The sequence below is a fragment of the Pedobacter roseus genome (assembly GCF_014395225.1).
GTDB lineage: Bacteria > Bacteroidota > Bacteroidia > Sphingobacteriales > Sphingobacteriaceae > Pedobacter > Pedobacter roseus.
The window spans coordinates 3,566,145-3,586,669 of record NZ_CP060723.1 but is presented as its reverse complement, the minus strand read 5'-3'; the positions used below and the strand labels follow the sequence as shown (position 1 = coordinate 3,586,669).

12 protein-coding genes are annotated in these 20,525 nt (G+C 41.1%); 8 read left to right on the top strand and 4 right to left on the bottom strand.

Translation table 11 applies throughout. The features are described from left to right. Positions 1 to 442 precede the first annotated feature (442 nt). The 8 genes from H9L23_RS14815 to H9L23_RS14780 all read left to right on the top strand — a co-directional run bounded on the left by H9L23_RS14815 (position 443) and on the right by H9L23_RS14780 (position 13,631). Positions 443 to 1,147, top strand: a complete 705-nt coding sequence (locus H9L23_RS14815; RefSeq protein ID WP_187591143.1) for an RraA family protein — start codon at positions 443 to 445, stop codon at positions 1,145 to 1,147. A gap of 66 nt (positions 1,148 to 1,213) precedes the next feature. Beyond that, positions 1,214 to 4,099, top strand: coding sequence for a glycoside hydrolase family 2 TIM barrel-domain containing protein (locus H9L23_RS14810; protein WP_187591142.1), 2,886 nt, complete (start codon positions 1,214 to 1,216; stop codon positions 4,097 to 4,099). A 110-nt stretch (positions 4,100 to 4,209) separates the two neighbouring features. Continuing rightward, complete coding sequence (locus H9L23_RS14805; RefSeq protein WP_187591141.1) at positions 4,210 to 7,128, top strand: glycoside hydrolase family 2 TIM barrel-domain containing protein; 2,919 nt, start codon at positions 4,210 to 4,212, stop codon at positions 7,126 to 7,128. Between the two features lie 240 nt (positions 7,129 to 7,368). Next, complete coding sequence (locus H9L23_RS14800) at positions 7,369 to 8,469, top strand: mandelate racemase/muconate lactonizing enzyme family protein (protein ID WP_246474957.1); 1,101 nt, start codon at positions 7,369 to 7,371, stop codon at positions 8,467 to 8,469. 36 nt (positions 8,470 to 8,505) lie between these two features. Beyond that, positions 8,506 to 9,294 (top strand): SDR family NAD(P)-dependent oxidoreductase, encoded by a 789-nt coding sequence (locus H9L23_RS14795; protein WP_187591140.1) that lies wholly within the window; start codon positions 8,506 to 8,508, stop codon positions 9,292 to 9,294. A 68-nt stretch (positions 9,295 to 9,362) separates the two neighbouring features. Then, positions 9,363 to 10,238: an SMP-30/gluconolactonase/LRE family protein gene (locus tag H9L23_RS14790; protein ID WP_187591139.1), complete on the top strand. Its 876-nt coding sequence runs from the start codon at positions 9,363 to 9,365 to the stop codon at positions 10,236 to 10,238. A 56-nt stretch (positions 10,239 to 10,294) separates the two neighbouring features. Beyond that, the gene (locus H9L23_RS14785; RefSeq protein WP_187591138.1) at positions 10,295 to 11,947 is read left to right on the top strand and encodes a sodium:solute symporter family protein; all 1,653 of its coding nucleotides are present in this window, start codon (positions 10,295 to 10,297) and stop codon (positions 11,945 to 11,947) included. Between the two features lie 136 nt (positions 11,948 to 12,083). Continuing rightward, positions 12,084 to 13,631: a discoidin domain-containing protein gene (locus H9L23_RS14780; RefSeq protein WP_187591137.1), complete on the top strand. Its 1,548-nt coding sequence runs from the start codon at positions 12,084 to 12,086 to the stop codon at positions 13,629 to 13,631. A 222-nt stretch (positions 13,632 to 13,853) separates the two neighbouring features. Here the strand turns inward: H9L23_RS14780 and H9L23_RS14775 are convergent, their stop codons facing one another. The 4 genes from H9L23_RS14775 to H9L23_RS14760 all read right to left on the bottom strand — a co-directional run bounded on the left by H9L23_RS14775 (position 13,854) and on the right by H9L23_RS14760 (position 20,447). Then, positions 13,854 to 14,636 carry a hypothetical protein gene (locus tag H9L23_RS14775; RefSeq protein WP_187591136.1) on the bottom strand — a complete coding sequence of 261 codons (783 nt, stop codon included), beginning with the start codon at positions 14,634 to 14,636 and terminating at the stop codon, positions 13,854 to 13,856. A gap of 320 nt (positions 14,637 to 14,956) precedes the next feature. Then, complete coding sequence (locus H9L23_RS14770) at positions 14,957 to 15,505, bottom strand: DUF5018-related domain-containing protein (RefSeq protein WP_187591135.1); 549 nt, start codon at positions 15,503 to 15,505, stop codon at positions 14,957 to 14,959. Between the two features lie 20 nt (positions 15,506 to 15,525). Continuing rightward, positions 15,526 to 17,394: a RagB/SusD family nutrient uptake outer membrane protein gene (locus H9L23_RS14765; RefSeq protein ID WP_187591134.1), complete on the bottom strand. Its 1,869-nt coding sequence runs from the start codon at positions 17,392 to 17,394 to the stop codon at positions 15,526 to 15,528. 11 nt (positions 17,395 to 17,405) lie between these two features. Then, the gene (locus H9L23_RS14760; RefSeq protein ID WP_187591133.1) at positions 17,406 to 20,447 is read right to left on the bottom strand and encodes a SusC/RagA family TonB-linked outer membrane protein; all 3,042 of its coding nucleotides are present in this window, start codon (positions 20,445 to 20,447) and stop codon (positions 17,406 to 17,408) included. Positions 20,448 to 20,525 lie beyond the last annotated feature (78 nt).

The window sequence follows — 20,525 nt, the reverse complement described above, 5'->3', positions numbered from 1 at the left end:
TATGAGTATGGTTAATCGGTTAATTGTTTAAATTGGTTAACTGACTCCAAACGCCAGACTTGTCCATTAGTCATTAGTTCATTAGTCATTAGTTTGGTCCATTGTCCATTAGTCATTAGTTCATTGGTCATTGATTAATCGGTTATTTCTTTAAATCGGTTAATTGACTCCAAACCCCCAACTCCAAACGGCTAACTCTACTCACAATTGCTTACTTTTGTTATTAACCAGGCGCTTAATTAACAACCTCCTACGCTCATCTAAATTTGCGGCTTAAATTTTAACTAAAATGAAGTAAATTGTCAATAGTATCCCTTTTGGTAATGATTTTACGTTAAAAAAGTTTAATAAATAGATAACTATCATTAAATATTTTCTTTGGTTATTATACAATTTTGGCTAATTAATTTTCCTGTTACAAGCATCCCTATATTAAAAGAAAATGACAGCTATACCCACAGAATGGAAAAATGACGATGAGCTTTTCGAGATTATAAGAACAGAACTTTATACCGCTGTAATAGGCGATATTATGGATAAAATGGGACTGCTTCATCAGTTTCTGCCTCCGCAGATACAGCCCTTACATCCTGATATGTTTATTGCAGGCAGGGCCATGCCCGTGCTTGAAGCCGATGTACTGGAATGCGGGACTTACGAAAGCAGTAATCCGGTTCTGAAAAAGCCTTTCGGTTTAATGCTCGAAGCATTGGATGACCTGAAAAAAAATGAAGTATATATCTGCACAGGTGCATCCCCTGATTATGCGCTCTGGGGCGAATTAATGAGTACAAGGGCGCAGATTTTAGGCGCTGCAGGAGCAGTGGTAGATGGTTACTCCAGAGATACCAAAGGCATCTTACACCTCAATTTTCCTTCATTTTCTTATGGTAATTATGCTCAAGACCAGGCACCCAGGGGTAAAGTAATCGATTATAGGGTTCCTATCGAAATTAAAGGCGTACTGATAAATCCCGGCGATATTGTGGTAGGTGACATAGATGGCGTTTGCATTGTGCCGAAACAGCACGAAGCCGAAGTAATAAATCTGGCACTTGAAAAGGCCAGGGGTGAAAAAATGGTGCAGAATAAAATACTTGAAGGGATGAGTGCGAAAGAAGCCTTCGAGAAATATGGGATTATGTAAAGGGGAAATTCAAAAAATAAATCAAACACACAAATGAAACTATTTTATAGAATTTTTACAGCTATAATGTTTTTCGCAATCGCGGCACATGCGCAGATACAAAAAATCACCTATAGCACAGCCGATAAACAATTACTAAAACTCAACCGCATCTCGCCAGCGGCCTCAAAACAACCAAATAAAATTGCTTTAGACGGAACCTGGCAATTTTCAACAGATATTAACACATTACCCACCGATAAAAATATTCAGGTGCCAGGCGAATGGGTAATGCAGGGTTTTGAAGTGAAAAATTCGGTTTACGCCGGTTATAAAAAGAACTTCGAGGTTCCGGAAAGCTGGAAAAACAAGCGTATTAAACTCCGTTTTGATGCGGTTTACAGCGAAGCAGAAATTTGGGTAAACGGAAAGAAAACCGCATCACATTTAGGCGGTTTTACCCCTTTCGAAATCGACATTAACAATGCGGTAAAATGGGGCGCCAACAATGAATTACTGGTAAAAGTAAAATCAGAAAGCAAAGCCGATTCTTTGGCCAGCGCATCAACCTATGCCGTACATCCTTTGGGCGGTATTTCACGAAAAGTATACGTAATGGCCCTGGAACCCGTAAATTTTGCTTACGCAGATGTCAAAACCATTTTGGACAAAAATTACGAGAATGCCACTTTAAGTGCCGATGTCATTATTGCGAACGAACAAAGCATAAAAACAAACCGACTGACGATAAAAGCAGAATTGTTTAAAGCGGATGGAACCACGATGGTGGCCGAAAAAACGGCTACGGTTGATCAATCTATTGCTAAGAGTGAGTACTTGCAGCAGAACATCAGTTTCGATGTTTTAAAACCGGCTAAATGGGATCCGGAACATCCCAATCTTTATGTGTTAAAACTGAGTATTTTACAAGATGGAAAAACTGAAGATGTGATTACCAAAAATATTGGTTTCCGTCAGATCGAAGTTCGTGGGAACAGGGTTTTTGTAAATAACATGCCAATTAAACTGCGCGGCATCTGTCACCACGAAACCATGCCTTTGCGGGGCCGCTCGGTTGGTGATAATATGTGGGAAAAGGACGTCGAACTGTTCAGGGAAGGCAATGTAAACTATTTCCGTACTTCGCACTATCCTCCGGCCGAAGAACTGATTGATGCCTGTAACCGCCTGGGGATGTTTTTAGAAGTGGAAGCACCTTTTTGCTGGGCCGAAAATACTGAGGTACCCGCAGGGACCGAAATTTACCAAACCTTAATGGTCGATCAAACTTTAGATATGGTTAACTATTTCAGGTCTAACCCTGCAGTGCTTACCTGGTCTATCGGCAATGAGAGTGGAAAATACGCGGAATATTTTAAGGAAACGGCTAAGTTGGTTAAACAGTTTGATCCAACCCGTCCCCGTAATTTTAGCCAATACGGACCAGATGCAGATGAGGGTGATCTCGAAATTACCAATCACCACTATCCAGGTCCAACAGGTCCGCAAACCTACCGGAATTACAAACGTCCGATCGTTTTTGATGAGTACGTGCACCTAAATGCCTACAACCGCTTAGAACTGGTTACCGATCCTGGTGTTCGTGATGCCTGGGGAGTCGGTTTTGAGGCCATGTGGGAAAACATGTACCGTACCGATGCTGTTTTGGGCGGTGCAATATGGGCCGGTATAGATGACACTTTCTTTTTACCAAACGGAAAAACGGTTGGTTATGGTACCTGGGGACCGTTTGATGGATGGAGAAGACCAAAACCAGAGTACTGGCACATGAAAAAAATCTATTCACCGGTAAAAATTAAATTGGCCGGTAACTGGAATAACGGCAAAGTAGCCGTAGAACTGGAAAACAGGCTGCTTTTTAGTAACCTGAACGAATGTAAAATAGAATGGAATCTGGCTAACGAAACTGGCCTGATTACCGCTGATCTAAAGAGAAACGGTAAAACAACGGCCAACGTTATGGTGAGTAAAAAACCGTTGCCAACTGATAAAATGACGATCAAAGTTTACGATCCCCGTGGCGTACTCATTGATATTTACCAGTTCGCGGTTGTACCAACGGTTAGCGATTTAACTGCAGCACCAAAAGCAGCCGGCCAATCCTGGATTTATAACCAATCGGGCAATACCTTAACTGCCAAAAGCGGTAGCTTAAATGTTCAGTTTAACCTGGTGAGTGGCGATGTAGAGCAGGTAAGCAATAATGGTAAACCGGTTTGGAATACCGGCACCAGGTTAATGGTTCTACCCTTAACTGGTGAGGGCAGGGGAACACAAATGACAGGTGAGCGCCAACAATTCGATCCTTTTACAGATGTATGCAAAAACAGGATTGTAAAGGATATTAAATTTAATAAAGCCAAAAGTGCCTTTACGTTAAGTATCACCGATGCCTATAGCGAAGCCAGTGGTACCACCAGTTATGTCTTTTCTGCCGATGGCAAGGTGAAAATCGATTATAAGTACACCATCAAAAAAGAAATTAATCCGCGCCAATGGGGATTAGTGTTCGGTTTGCCCAATAGTTTCCAAGAGTTAGAATGGAACAGAAATGCACAGTGGGATTATTATCCTGCCGAACATATTGGAAGGCCAGTTGGCAAAGCCTTGTTAACCTCTGCTAATCAGGTTTCAGGTCCGGCAGGGCCTGCTAAGTTACCATCTACGCCCTGGAGCTTAGATCGGAATGATTTGGGTACCAACGATTTCCGTTCCACAAAGATGTACATCAATTCTGCCCAATTAAGCAATGGAACTTCTTCCTTTAAGGTAGCCTCCAACGGTGAGCAGCACATCAGGGCCTGGAAAGAAACACAGGGCATTAAAGCTTTAATAGCAGGTTACAGCAATATGGGTGCTGAACGTTTTTTTAGAGGACATGCAGAAAAAATGGATCGTTCTTTAAAAGCAGGTGATATTATAGAGGACAGTGTAATGCTTCAGTTGAAATAATAGTGGATATATCATAACGATAATTATTTGCGGTCCGTAAGCTTAAGATTCCCGCCTGCGCTGGAATGAGGAATTGGCCCAGACTGACAACATTTTTATAAAATAACATCATGTTAACAAACAAAATTTACAATTACAAGGCAAGGCGCAAAATATGGCTTATCCTCGCTTTGGTAACGGGTACAGCTTTACAGCTAATGGCACAGAACAGTGGCATCGCCAGTACGCTTTCGCCAATCCCGTCAATTGTGCAAAACAGTAATAAACCGGTTATTTCTTTAAATGGCGAATGGAAATTTGAACAGACCGGTAAAAAAGGTACGATTAAAGTTCCGGGCGAGTGGGTAATGCAAGGTTATACGGTTAATACCGGCGAAACCGCAACTTACAGCCGCGAAATCAATATTCCGGATGGCTGGAAAGGAAACCGCATTAAACTCCGTTTTGATGGCGTAAGTTCGCATGCAATAGTTAAAATTAATGGCAAAAAACTGGCCGAACATGAAGGTAGTTTTGTTCCCTTCGAAGTAGATATTACCGATGCGCTTAAAACTGGCGAAAACCTGCTACAGGTTGATGTGCAGGCAAATACCATCAGCGATATTTTAGCCTGTACCTCGCAATATGCAGTACATACTGTTGGGGGTATTTTGCGTAATGTAACTTTGTTTGCATTGCCCGAAGTAAACCTGGCTGATCTAACCGTGGTTACCGAACTGGATAAAAATTATAGCAATGTCACAATCAACCTTAAGGCATTGATCAATAACCAGGGGCAAAATGGAACAGCTGGTCGGGTACAGTACACTTTGGCTGATGTTAAGGGGAAAATCATTACCAACGTAAAAACGCCATGGCCTGCAATATCCGGAGAAAAATCTGCTTTGCTCGACACCCATATTGCGGTAAAAAATCCCATAAAATGGAATACCGATCAACCTTATTTATATACTTTAACCACAGCTTTGATTACTAATGGTAAAATAACAGAAAGCCATCATCAAAAAATAGGGTTTAGGCAAGTCGAAGTAAAAGGCAACCAGGTTTTTGTAAATGGAATGCCAGTTAAACTCAGAGGGGTAAACCGTCACTCCGTACATCCACTCACCGGACGCGCCATCAGCGATGAACTGGAATTAAAAGATGCCGAATTATTTAAACAGGCCAATTGCAATTACATCCGTACCTCGCATTACCCACCTAGCGAACGTTTTTTGGCCATAGCAGATAGCATTGGTTTGTTTGTAGAAAACGAAAGCTCATTAACATGGATCCAGCACGGTGCCTCACCCATCTGGAAGTTATGGAATTATAAAGACGAGAAATTTTATCCTTACATGCTGGCCGCCAACATTGAAAAAATGCAGGCTGGTAAAAACCATGCCTCGGTTATCATCTGGAGTTTAGGTAACGAGAGTTATTGGAGTCCGCTATGGGATAAAGTGTATCGCGAAGCTAAAAAACTAGATCCCACAAGACCAATTTCCTTTCACGATCAATGTTGGGGCGGCTTCAATAATGGAGGCAACAAAGTAGATATTGCCAATTACCATTATCCGGGCATCAATGGTCCGGCGGCTACCGATACCATGAAAAGGCCTACCTTATTTGGCGAATATGCCCATATCAGTACCTATAACCGCCGCGAATTATTAACTGATCCAGGCGTAAGGGCAAGTTATGGCCCATCATTGGTTAAAATGTACGATAGCATGTATGTACACAAAGGCAATTTGGGTGGTGCCATCTGGAGCGGTATTGATGATACTTTCCATTTGCCGGATGGTAATATTGTAGGTTATGGTCCTTGGGGACCAATTGATGCCTGGCGCAGGTTAAAACCTGAGTATTGGGGCATGAAAAAAGCCTATTCGCCTGTTGTGGTTAAAAACGTGCATCAACCCACTATTAAAAATGGGAAAATGCTGCTTGAAATTGAAAACCGTCATGATTTTATCTCGCTCAGCGAGGTAGAAATTAATGTAAAGGTTGACGGAACACCTATCCGTCTAACATCAGCCATTAAACCACACAGCCAAGGAGTGTTGCAAGTGCCGGTAAAAGAAGATACAAAAGAAGTGTACATTTCCTTTAAAGATCCATCAGGCAATGTCGTAAATGAAGAACTGATTGTTTTAAAACAGACTGAAGAACCCATTGATACAAAAAAGCTTCCGCTAAGTTATACCGAAAATGAAATGGCTTATTTTGTAACGCAGGGAGTGGTGAATTATACCATTAACAAAATTACAGGTATAATATCAGGCGCCACAAGTAAAGGTGAAAAAGTTTTAGCGCAGGGACCCGTATTTAGTGTAATAGAAATGAACAGCGAAGATGGGGGTAAACCCAATGTAGCCGGCGAAACTTATCAGAACAATATCTATCCGATTAAAAATTATCCGCTGTACACCATTTTTGCAAATTCGATTAAAGTAAACCAAACTGCCGATGCAATTACCTTCAATATCAAAGCAACTTACACCAATGGGGATGGGAATTTAAACTATACTTTTTCTGCAGATGGAAACACGCGGGTAGATTATGAGGTGAAAACCACTCTGGAAAAACCTTATCAGTATGGTATGCTTTTCCAGTTGCCTAAAACTTTTGAAACCTTAAGCTGGAAACGCAAAGGCGAATTTACTGTATATGCAGCAGAAGACATTGCCCGCGATAAGGGAACCGCTAAATTAAATGCCAGATGGTTACCTGCGGTTGAAGAATTTGGAAAACCGGGTGCAGAACTCTGGAAAGATGATGCCAATGAAATGGGATCGAATGATTTTAGATCCACTAAACAAAATATTCTGCAGGCAATGTTAAGCAATGGTGATCAGGAGATCGTGATCCGTTCCAATGGCAAGCAGGCATCAAGAAGTTGGTTGCAGGATGAAAAGATACAATTGCTGGTAGCAGATTATTGGAACAATGGTTCTGAGCCTTTTTACGGTTCACCATTTACCGATGGAAGGACAAATATTAAGGGGAAAATGCTTAAAGGAAGTGTGAATTTTAGGTTGCAATAAGCCTCGCGTACTCCATTCGTTACGTCATTCCCAACCCGATAACTATCGGGTTGGGAATCTTAAAGCTTATACCTAATCCCAAGATTAGTGACTCACCAACCTGATAAAAAAATAGAAAATAATAAATTAAAAATTAGCATAAACACCAACACAACAAGATAAAATCAACAACAAAATGAAAATAACAGATGTAAAAGTATGGCTGGTTGAGGGGTAAAATACAACTGGACATTATTAAAAATATATACCGATACCGGGCACACAGGGGTTGGAGAAGCTACTAACTGGCCGGGCAGTCCGATTGTTTTCGAAGCCACCAAACATGTTGGTCAGCGCATTATTGGTTTAGACCCTATGAAAACCGATTTTATCTGGACAAAACTTTACCGGGATTTAAACTGGATGGGGCCATTTGGCGCCAGTATGTGTGCCATTAGCGGTATAGATATGGCACTGCTCGATTTAAAGGCAAAAGTATTAGGTGTACCCTGCTACGAACTTTTGGGAGGTGCTTTCAGGAAAGATATCCTGCTTTATGCCAACTATTGGTTTACCGGAGGCGGTCATAATACCGAAGATTATGCCGAACAGGCGAAAAAGGTAAAGGCAGCGGGTTTTACAGGTTTAAAATTCGACCCCTTTGCGCATACCAACTATTTATATGGCGAAGATTTATCATCGAACCTGCAGCTTACCGCCGCTCAGCAGGATCTGGCATTTAACGTCAGTAAAGCCGTGCGTGATGCCGTAGGGCCAGATTTTGATATCATGATCGAAACCCATGCCATGTTAAATTATCGCGTGGCCGTAACCATGGCACAAAGACTTTCTGAACTGAACATTACCTGGTACGAAGAGCCTGCAGGACCAGAAAATGCCAATACTTTAAAAGCCATGAGAGACCGGATTCCTTCAAATGTTTCGATTTGTGTAGGCGAGCGTCATTATACCCGCCACGGTATCCGGGATGTTTTGGAAAAACACATCTGCGACATTATGATGCCAGATATTACCCGTTGTGGCGGACCATCGGAAATGAAACGTATGGCCACCATGATGGAAGCTTATAACGTGCTATTGGCACCACATAACCCAAACGGCCCGCTGTCTACACTGGCCTCGGCACAGGTTTGTGCTTCGGTGCCCAATTTTTTCAGGCAGGAGTTTATGTTTAACGATGTGCCATGGCGCGATGAAGTGATTTCGCATCCGATAGCAGATATGGTCCAAAACGGACATTTAAAACTGAGCGACAGGCCAGGTTTGGGCGTCGATTTAATTGAAGCGGAGATGGAAAAACACCCTGGTATTTTAACGCCAAGGCCAGGGTTTTATGTTTAGTATCAATACAAACCTCGCAGGTTTAAATTAGATTTTATGGCATTAACAATAGATTTAAGTGGAAAAATAGCCCTGGTAACCGGAGTTACTTCAGGTATTGGTTTAGGAATTGCCAAAATGATGGCGAAAGCAGGCTGCACCGTAATAGGTTGTGCCGAACAGAGTGAAGTAAGTGATGTAGCCCAGCATTTTTTGTCGGAAATGAAATCTTATGATGCTCCAACCGATTATTTTAAAGCCGATATGACCTCAACTGAAAATATTGAAACACTGGTTGCAGACATTAGCAATGATTATGGAAAGCTGGATATTTTAGTTTCAAATGCAGGTCAGAATGTGTTTAAGGGTTTAGAAAACTGCTCTGAAAATGACTGGCAGTTTAATTTGGATTTAAACCTTTCTGCACATTGGCGGCTGGCTAAAAGCTGCAGGTCTTTATTATCGGCAAACAAGGGCGTAATTATCGTAATGGCCTCTAACCATGCTTTTGCCAGTATACCGGGTTGCGCACCTTACAGTATTGCTAAAACAGCCTTAACGGGTTTGGTGAGGAGCCTGGCAATAGAGTGGGGGCCTGCTATCCGTACGGTTGGCATTGCGCCGGGTTTTATAGATACGCCCGGTAACCAGGAATGGTTTAATTCTTTTGCAGATTCTGATCAGGAAAGAGCGCGTACGGTAGCACTTCACCCGGTAAAAAAATTGGGTACCATAGCAGAAATAGGAGGATGGTGTGTGTTTTTATCGAGCGAATATGCCGCTTTTGCATCTGGAGTTACCTATTTAGTTGATGGGGGACGGAGTGCGATGATGCAGGATAGTTGAGGGAGATTTGAGATTTGAGATGTGAGACTTGAGAGGAAAAAAATAAACGCCATAAATTTAAACTGTAAATGGATATTTGGAAGCCAGACATACTTTATAAAGCAGACCTGATTTTAGGTGAGGGTGCGCGCTGGCATGCTGAATGGCAGAAATTCTTGTTTATCGATATTAAGGGTAAACTGATTGGAACCTGCAATCCGGAAAATGGTAAGCTTGCTACGTATAAAATACCGGATATGCCCGGAATGTTGGCACCTGCCGACAATGATAAGTTATTAGTGGCACTACAGGGCAGCATTGCGTTAATTGATCTGCAAACCAGTGAAACCACCACTTTAGTTAAATTTAAAGAAAGTACCCAGAACCGCAGTAACGATGGCGCATGCGATGCTTTGGGCAGGCTTTGGGTGGGTACCATGGATTTAGAAGCCAAACACCATGCAGGTAACCTGTATTGTTTTAATCGTAAACTAATCAGGAAAATTAAAGGTACAAGTGTATCTAATGGGATTTGCTGGTCGCCGGATAACCGCACTTTATATTATATCGATAGTTTTTTATACCACATTAAGGCTTTCGATTACGATTTAGCTACCGGGAATATCAGCAATGAGCGGATTGTAGTGGAGATTACCGAACCGGGCACCTTAGCCGATGGTATGTGTATCGATAGTGATGGAATGCTTTGGGTAGCCATTTGGGGTGGTGGTTGTGTAAACAGGTATAATCCCTTCAACGGAAATTGTATAGGCAAAATTGAAATTAACGCGCCCAATGTAACCAGTTGTGCCTTTGGTGGTAAACAAATGAACCAGATGCTGATTACCACCGCAAAAGATGGATTAAGTGAAGAGGAATTAAAACAATTTCCACATAGTGGCTCATTGTTTATGATCAAATTAAATTTAACCGGATTACCAACGGCTGCTTACAAACAAGCTTAGTCATTGGTTTTTGCCGGAAATTATATATCTAACCAAATAATTCATTCTGTTTTAACATGAAACCGGAACTTATAGATTACCTGATTATTGCCATTTACTTTGTATTGGTAATGGGCATTGGATTGGTACTGAAAAAGAAAATCAAAACAGGTAACGATTTTTTACTCAGCTCGCATAACATCCCGCTATGGATTACCTGTTTGGCTTTTATTTCGGCCAATTTAGGTGCACAGGAAGTTTTGGGCATGGCTGCCAATGGTGCCAAATATGGTTTGTACACTATGCATTTTTACTGGCTGGGCGCTGCTTTGGCCATGATTTTTTTAGGGGTGTATATGATGCCTTTTTACTATGGTAGTAAAGCCAGAAGTGTACCCGAATACCTGAAATTGCGTTTCGACGAAAAAACCAGGACCTTTAATGCACTTGCTTTTGCTGCAATGACGGTTTTCTCCTCAGGAGTATCGCTGTATGCACTGGCCATGCTGATGAAAGTTATTTTAGGCTGGGATTTTGATTTATCGATATGGCTGGCCGCTGGTGTGGTGTTAATTTATACCTTTTCGGGTGGTTTAACAGGTGCAATTTATAACGAGGTTTTACAGTTCTTTTTAATCATTATCGGAATAGCGCCATTGGTATACATCGGTTTAGATAAAGCCGGTGGCATAGCGGGTATTTTACAGCATGTAGACGATGCCAAACTCCATGTGTGGAAAGGACTGGATAGCCCGGCCAATAACCCCATGGGAGTAGATGCCTTTAGCATGGTTTTTGGTTTGGGCTTCGTTTTAGCCTTTGGCTATTGGTGTACCGATTTTTTGGTGGTACAGCGTGCCATGTCTACCCGGAACCTTAACGAGGCGCAACGCACACCCGTTTTAGCTGCTTTCCCAAAAATCTTAATGCCGGCAATTGTAATTCTTCCCGGCATTATCCTGCTGGCCTTACAAGGTCAGTATTCGGGTTTCGAGCTGCCGGTTAATGTAAATGGCGATAAAGATTACAATATGGTATTGCCTTTACTGCTGCAGAAACTATATCCCAGCGGTTTACTCGGTTTGGGCATTACTGCATTAATTGCTTCTTTTATGAGCGGTATGGCCGGCAATGTTACGGCTTTTAACACCGTGTTTACTTACGATATCTATCAAACGCATATCAAAAAAAATGCTTCCGATTTACATTATTTAATGGTGGGTAAGGCCACAACCATATTGGGGATTCTTATTTCTATCGCTACAGCCTATGTTGCGCGTGGCTTTAACAGCATTATGGATTTATTGCAGCTGGTGTTCAGTTTTGTAAATGCGCCTCTGTTTGCCACTTTCTTTTTAGGCATGTTCTGGAAACGTACCACCGGCCACGGCGCTTTTTGGGGGCTGCTTTTAGGTACTGGTGCTGCGGCCGTTACGCATGGTTTATCGGTAGCTGAAGGTAAAGGCGGGTGGATTATACATGTATTCGATTTTTATTCAGCAACAGGGCAGGCCTTTACCATTGCTTCTGTCTCATTTATAGTTTGTTTGGTGTTTACCATCGTGATCAGCCTATTTACCAATGCGAAGGACGAAAAAGAACTGATAGGCCTGGTTTACAGCTTAACACCTAAACAAGACCTGAAAAGCAAAACCTGGTACACCAATCCACTTTATTTAGGTGTAATCGTTTTGATCATTACCATTGTTTTTAATGTTGTGTTTTTCTAAGGCCCGACAAAAAAATGCGATCCTCCATTAATATTATTATTTCAGGATGCGTATTCAGCATGCTCTAAAGTTATTTCAAAATAAAAATTCTCGTATGAAACATTTATAAACAATTAACATATATCTACCTAAAAAAATGAAAAAACTATTTGTAATCTTACTAAGCGTGGCTGTAATGTCATGTAAGAAACAACCTGCCACAACCGAAATTATAAAGCCAGAAGAGGTGAAGAATCAAGCGGCATCTGCGTATAAGTTAACGGTGGTGTACTTTGTACCATCTGATATGAAAGTAAATCCCGATTATAAAAGGCGCATAACTGAATACTTGCGCTACGAACAAAATTATACAACCGAATGGATGAAAAAATGGGGTTATGGAGAAAAGACTTTTGGATTGGCCACCGATGCAGCGGGTGATGTAGAGATTAATATCGTTAATGGTAAAAACCCTACAGCCAGTTACCCTTACAATGGTGGTTCGGCGCCAATGTCGGTAGAAATAAACGACTGGCTTGCTGCCCATCCCGATAAAAAGAAAAGCGAACATGTTTTTATACTAACTGCTGTAAATGAGTTTGGCAAACAACAGGCTCCCTATTATGGAACAGGAAACTGGGCTTATGCTATAGATTTTCCATACATGGAAATTGCCAATATGAATAAGCAAGGCGATATTAAAGAACAGTCTTTATGGATAGGGGGTAATTTTCATGAAATGCTGCATGGTTTGGGTTTACCGCATAATGGAGGCCTTATTTCCAACAACACACTATATGGTACCAACATTATGACCGGCAATGGTGGAGGCTTTGTTACCGGAAAATCATATTTAGATTCCTGGGATTGCGCTTTGCTAAGCATAGGCCAAACCTTTAGTGCCGTAACCCGTACCGATTGGTACCAGCCAGCAGGAGCCAGGGTAACCAAACTTAATGCTGCTTTTGATCAGGCTTCGCAAAGCATTATTATCTCGGGCAGGTATAAGAGCAACAAAAAGGTAATGTACATAGGCTTTACTAACGATGCAAAAAGGAGTGAGGAAGATGCAGATTACGATTCAGAGCATTGGGTTACCAAACCTATAGGTACAGATAGCTTCTATGTAAAAATGCCTTTAGCGGAGATAAAAGATAAAGGAGATTTTAGAAATGATGTGCACATCAGTTTTCTGCACGAGAATGGAACAAAAGAAGACAACACCTACAGTTACCAAATGGTAGCGGGCAAACCCGATGTACAATTTGGAGATCTGCCAGCCTATAACAGAGCAAGCTGGAAGGTATTGGATTTTAGCAGCCAGGAAACAGTTAATGAAAATGGTGCAGCCTTAAACTTAATAGATGGCGATGTAAGTACGGTGTGGGTTAGTAAATGGGGAGGTGAAGGCTCGGTGCTGCCACAATATTTTACCATCGATATGGGGAGCATACTTGCGGTAAACAGGTTTACCTTTATGCAACGTAACGGGGGCAGTAAGTTAAAAACGGTACAGTTAAGCGTAAGTAACGATAATACAAGCTGGGAAAACATTGGTACCTACGAACTTTTAGGTACAGCTGGCCCTAACCACGTAAAGCTACCCGTAATAAAATCGTTTAGGTATTTCAAGGTAATGGTTACAAAATCTAACGACGGTACACCGTTTGCCACTTGCAGTGAAGTATCAACTTATAAAGATTGATAAAATTTTCGGAGAATAATTAAGTATTATTCTCCGAAAATAAAATAAAAACGGTTGCTGCATTATCCTTTTTAAGGTTCTTCTCAATTGTTTTCTATGCCCCCGGATATATCAGCATATTCTACCATTATAATTATACTGCTTTTCTAAAATAAATGGCGAAACAACCTGTTTTAAAGCGAAAAAACCAACCACCTGATATAATATGAAGTGGATATTGTTTCAGGCGTCTGGTTTCATCTTAACCGACATGCTATACCAGTTTTTTATTTCTTCTTCCAAAGTACTCCCTGGATTAAAACCTGCGGCTACAATAGCCATGGGGTTAAAAGTTTTGCTGTTTAATACAATTTCATATTGGTTGTGATACACAACGCCTATGGCCACTAAACATAAAGTACCTTTTGGTAAGCCATATCTAAAAATCTGGCTATGGTTAAGTCCTCCTTTTTTAAGCACAATACTTTCTTGCGGATAAACCATCCAAAGCCCTTTTTCGAGGTTAAATTGAACCACTTGCATTTCAATTGTGCAGCTATGGGCTTTAGGTGGAAAACGCAGGCCTTTCGAAACTGAAAATTCTGGTATGTTAACCGTTACTTCATCTGCAGTGAATACGGTTTCGGGCATTATTAACAAACTCTTGTTTAATGCTGAAGCCAGGTTAAAATTAAAACCGGTTAAGCGGTCGAAACTTTGTTTAACCAGTTTAAAGGTTCCCTCAGCTGTAATGGATTGGTACAGGATAGTCGAAATATCAGAATTCATCCGGTTAACCATTGCTCCATCGTAAAAACCTGTTAAGAGGTGCTGGAAAGACATTCGGATGTATTTGGATAGGGGACTGATGTAACTGCCAAAAACCGATGCACTTTTTTTAGTTGCCTCCGTTTGTTTTACATTTCCCTTTCCGGGTTTCGATCTTATAACATTGATGTTGCCCTGTTTGCTAAACGATAAATTTCCAATAGAACCGCGCAGGCTCTTTCCATCCAATATGGCCATAACTTTAAAATGATGATGATCAGATATTGCTAAAAGCTTTATCCTTATATTTTTTAGTATTAAGGTTAACGCATTGTACCACACTAATTTACTGCAAATCTGTTAGAAAACCATATATAGTCCACATTTTTATATTAAAACGCGGACTATATGCGGACTTGCTGCGGATTAATGGGTAGTTTGTTGTACAGATAACGTTAAAGAGATACCATGCTGATTCGTATTCGCTTACCCCGGTAATCTGATTAATATTGCTCTTAAATTAAAAAAGCCTGTTCCATAATATGGATACAGGCTCTTTTGATTGCGTTTGATTTTGGTTAAAATCCTTTTACCGTTCTGATCAGATAATCTTTGCTTGAACCATCTGCTGCAGTTACTCTGTACCTGCGATCTTTTGAGAAATCTCCCGGGCCGCCCAGTTTTGGTGAATCATCTAAAGAAGCTATAGTAGCCACGTCCGAAACGGTTACATATACCCATAGTTTACTCAATTGCTCCGCTTTAATCAGTTTATCAAATTGGGCATAAAGCATTTCTTTGGTCACCGAACCTGTCGGGCCGGCTTTTAATACCGAATTAATATCGTAGGTTAAGGTCGTTTTAAATACATCAATGCCGTTTTCGTTAAGTGTGGCAGTCTGTTTTTTAAAAAGTACCTCACAAACCCGGTCTTTCTCTATTTCCTGTTTGCTGGTTCCCTTTTGGATGGTATCAGTATATAAAAACCGGTAAGTATAATCTACAGTCGACATTACTTTTAAGCTGGAATTATTCAGGTCTTCCAATCCTTTCTTCAAACAGCCTGTAGATAAAAAAGTTAATCCAAGTGCTATGATGCTCAACAGGGGTTTTATCGTTTTTTTCATTTCTATTAAGTTAAATTAAATTAATCCCACCCTGGGTTCTGATTGATCCCTGATTTTAAACGGAAGGTTTCGTTTATAGGTAATAAATACCGTTTAGGTGTAAATCTTGCTTCTCCAACTACATTATTGTCGGTGAAGAAAGAATAGGTTTTTCCATCCCTCGCAATGCGGATACCGCGAAGGGTACCCTGTAAAGCAGGAATAACGTAACCACCTGTAGCATATTCACCATTTTTAACGCCACCAGATGTTCTCATTCCCCAGCGTAACAGCGACCAGTAACGATCGTTGTTTTCATACACCATTTCTACATTTCTTTCCCTTTTATAAGCTTCGAATAAAGAATTGCCCCACACATTACCGCTAAGTGAAGCGAGATAACTACTTGCTTTACTTTCGTCAAATCCACCATGTTTAACCATGGTAGGCACCATATATCTTTTTGCATTTTCAAAATCACCTTTCATCAGGTAAGCTTCGGCCATGTTTAAATAAGCCTCGCCATAACGGAGTACCGAAAAACAGTAATCTAATTTTTGATCTCCGGGATTTGGCAAACTGGAAATCTGATCATAAAAATATTTGATCATCGAGTAACCGGTAGAAGAGTTATAATTTTCGGTGTTTCCTGCGCTATAACCATATTCTGCTGCAGAACCTTCGTTAATTTTACTGTTCGCATTACTCACGTTACCGTCTCTCCTGAAAAATACCCTTACCTGGTTGTTAAAATATAAACAGCTATCATACGCAACAGTGGCGTAAAACCTCAAATCCCTCTTTTTTGTATCGCTGAAGTACATTTTCTGGTCTACATTGGCACCTGTTGCTGCATAAGAAGCATTTTCCCAGTATTTAATACTTCCGTCAAGATCTTTAACCAAATAGTCGTCAACTAAATCCTGGGTTGGCCATGCACCGCCGTCCATGCCCCAAAAGTTCATGGTTACATTGATGGGGAAATGTATTTTTGCATAAGCCGAAAACTTACCTGTTGACCACATGCCCTGGTATTGCATCGGAATATCGTAAAGAGAGGTATTGGTTTTAGAACGTTCTCTGATCAGGATATTTTCGCTGGCGGCAATGGCCGTTTCGTACTTCCTGAACAGATCAGCATAAGGGCTGAGCTGAGAACCTGATGCGTTTAAACCCAAAACTGTTCCAGCTGTGATTACTTTATCGTAGTAGGTGCTGTTTGGGATACCGCCATCTACATAAGCCGCTGCCTGTAAAGCCACCCGCATAGAGAGGGCATTGGCTGCACTAGAAGAGGCTCTTCCTCTTTCTGCAACAGCAGGAAGTGAGCTGGCCGCCTTATCCAGGTCGGAAAGGATAAAATCATAAGTTTCTTTGATCGATTTTCTTGGGATCTGCAAATTTTCATCCGGACTGAGTTCGCGATCGATGACCTGTAAACCACCGTATAATTTAGCGTAGATAAAATAATGCGCTGCCCTTAAAAAATACAATTCTCCCAAAGCGCGTTTTTTATAAGCTTCAGAAAAGGTTGCACTTGCCTGGATGTTTTTCATGGCGGTGTGTATGCGCCAGAGCAGACCATAATCTAACCAGCCGTAATTGTCGTTTTTGGTCATCAGCTCTGCACGGTCTTTTGACCAGTATGAACTGTTTAATGTACCTGTCATGGCATTTTTGGTAACACTTTCTGAGCGGGCAGAATAATTGTGTGCATAACCCGATAACCATGAGTCGCTTGCCAGTACATCCTGGTAAATCTGATAAATAAAAGCAGTAGAAAGGTTTTCGCTATTCCAGGTCTGCTCACCGGTTATTTTATCATAAGGCTGCGTATCCAGAAATTTTTTACAGGAGGTAAGGCCGACAACGATCAAACCTAAAATCCATATTAATTTATATTTTTTCATTTTATTTATATTTAAAAACCTAATTGAAGACCTGCTGAATATGTTCTCATCATCGGGTAGGAGTAGCCATCGAAGTTGTTTGCTTCAGGATCGCCATATTTTACTGATGGACCAACAGCAAATAAATTTACACCGGAGGCAAAAATGACAAGGTTGCGTAGCCAGTTTTGTTTATCAAGTATGGAATATTTAAAATCGTAAGATATTGTTGCCGATTTTAACCTGATATAATTTGAATTACGTGCCCAGAAATCGGATGAAGCATAATTGTTATTATCGTTTAATGATGCATTTCCGGCCCTTGGCATGGTTGCATTAGGGTTGTTTGGTGTCCAGTTATCATTTTGGAAAGCAAAATCCAATCTTCTTTCGCCTTCTGAGCCCATGGCCACATTACTGAAATAGGTTTGTCTGGCTCCAGTGCCCTGAATGGTCGCAGCAACGGCAAATCCTTTATAACTTGCTCCAAGATCGATACCATATACAAAAGTTGGAGAAGTATTGTGCCCGTATCTGGCCTGGTCCTGACCATCTATTTTACCATCTCCGTTTACGTCCTGATATTGAAGATCGCCTGGCCTGAGGTCTCTTGATGTAATGCGTTTTGGATTGTTTAAGATGTCTTGTGGATTGGTGTAAAATTTAGCACCGATATAACCTGTTCCAACATAAAATTTCTCGTTCCCTTGCGAGCGTAAACGTGGGTTTGCCAGGGTTAAACTGTCTTCGTTGGTTTTAAAAGCAATAGAACGGTAATACGTAAAGTTGAAACCAGCGTTAAAATTTACCCTTCCAATTTTGGTGTTGTATTTTAATGAACCATCTAAACCTTCAATCCTGTCTTCTGCTTTAGAAACCACCAGTGGAAGCGCGTATCCTATCGGATCGGTGTAGCGAAAGGCATCGGGCGATAAAAAACCTTTTGTGGTTTCAAAAAAGTAATCTACTGTACCTTCCAGTTTACTGCCGAACATAAAAAAATCAATACCCGCATCGTATTTGGTACGGTCGTACCAGGTGATGTTAACACTTGGCGTTGGTCCTGGCGTTACGCTGTTTTGTAACTTGCCATCAACCACATAAGCATTCGAGTTGTAATCGTAAGTTGGCAGATAAGAATAAAGGTAATGGTCTAAATCATTTACGCCGATTTGTCCGTACGATGCCCTAAGTTTGAGGTAATTCAATACTTTTTTGCTTTTTATTCCTTCGAAAAACTTCTCTTCAGAAATGGCCCATCCGCCTGATACCGATGGAAAGAAACCCCATCTTTTCCCATCCGGAAAGTTATCGGAACCATCGTACCTGCCTGCAAATTCGACCATATATTTACGGTCGTAATCGTAGTGTAAACGCCCTACATAACCCATCCAGGCCTGTTCGCCTTCTGTGTTAGAAGCCGTAATTAAGGTTGCATCTCCTTTCTGGATCTGTTTAATTTCGGTAGTATTAAAACCTCTTGAAGCTGCGGTTAAGCTGTTGGTATAATAATGCTGTCTGGTATGCACCAGGGTTGCTTCTACATTGTGTTTGTTTAAAAAGCTTGTTTTGTAATCCGCCCTGAAGTTAAAATCGTATTGACTGGTCATGTACGATGAGCGGCTGATGCCTATGTTGGCCGGATCTTCTTTGGTGGCATTGCCCTGATCATCATAATAGGTTGCCGTTTGTATCCAGTCTACACGATCCTGGGTAGTAAGGTTATAATTCCCGTTGAAACCAAAAGTAAGTCCCTTTACTTTAGGTACCGCCCAGTTTAATGCACCAGCCACCTGGTTGTAAACCGTTCTTAGTTTAATATAACCCGGACTTTTTAACTGTAGCGCTGGGTTGTCGAACTGATTTGAAATGTTACCGTCTGCCGTAAAGGGTTTCTCAAAAGGATTTCTGTCCCTTAGGCGCGAGTAGATGGTAGCTGCACTTGCAGGGGGATATTTTTCATCCAGTATGGAGCCGTTTACATTTAATTCGACCGTTAAGCCTATTTTATCAAAATAGCTGCTCACGTTTGACCGGTAATTATAACGGTTATAGTCTAACGAATTAAATTTCATGATGCCCTCTTGCCCTAAAGTATTTAGGCTGCCAAAAAACTTCAACCGGTCTGTTCCGCCATTAACAGAAATCGTATGTTCTTTTTGTGGCGCATAATTGCGTAACAGTTCGTTTTCCCAATTGGTATAACTGGATAAATTATTGCTGATTTCGGTCATTTCTGCCGGCGTTTTAAAAGCATTTACACCTTGTCCCAGTGCTTGGTACAGGTTGTTTAAAGACGTTGCATATTCAAATGCATTCATCCGTTTTACAGGATAAGAAGGCGTGTTAAAGGCAAAGTTATTCTGATAATCAAAACTTAACTGCCCCGCTTCGCCTTGTTTGGTTGTAATTACCACAACCCCATTACCCGCGTTCATACCATAAACTGCTGTAGATGCCGCATCTTTTAAAACCGTTAGCGACTTGATCTCCGCTTTGTTTAATGTTAAAAAACGCTGCCGGTTTGATACAAAGCCATCAATAATATACAAGGGCTCTCCGTTACCGCGGATAGAAATACTGGCGCCATTTTGTCCTGGCTCTGCCGAACCTTGCTGCACAATAACACCGGCAATCCGGCCCTGCAAAGCCGAGCCCATATCTCCAACCGGTACATTTTTAATCGATTCGGTATTAAGGGTGCTAACAGAAGTGGTGTTCTTCCGTATGCTGGTTGTACCAAAGCCAACCACCACTACATCATTAAGTGCATTTTTTTCATCCTCTTTTAAGGTAATGTTAAAACCTTGTTCACTATTGGCCGCAATTTCTATGGTGGTATAGCCAACTAAACTAAATCTTAATTTTGCTCCCGCTGGTTTGGGAATTTGGATACTGAACTGGCCGTCTTTGTTGGTTATTGTAGCCACGTTCTGCCCGATTACCCCCACATTTACACCTGCGAGGAGCTGTTGTTCTGCGTTTCGTACCGTTCCTTTTACAATGGTTTTATCTTGCGAAAAAGCCAGTGCGGATAGAAATAGCATGAAACAGATTAGGAAAATTTTCTTCATACAGTTTATATAGTTTTTTGGTTAAAAAAACATTTGAACGGATTGTAGTGTATACTCCATATAATCAAATGTTTACTT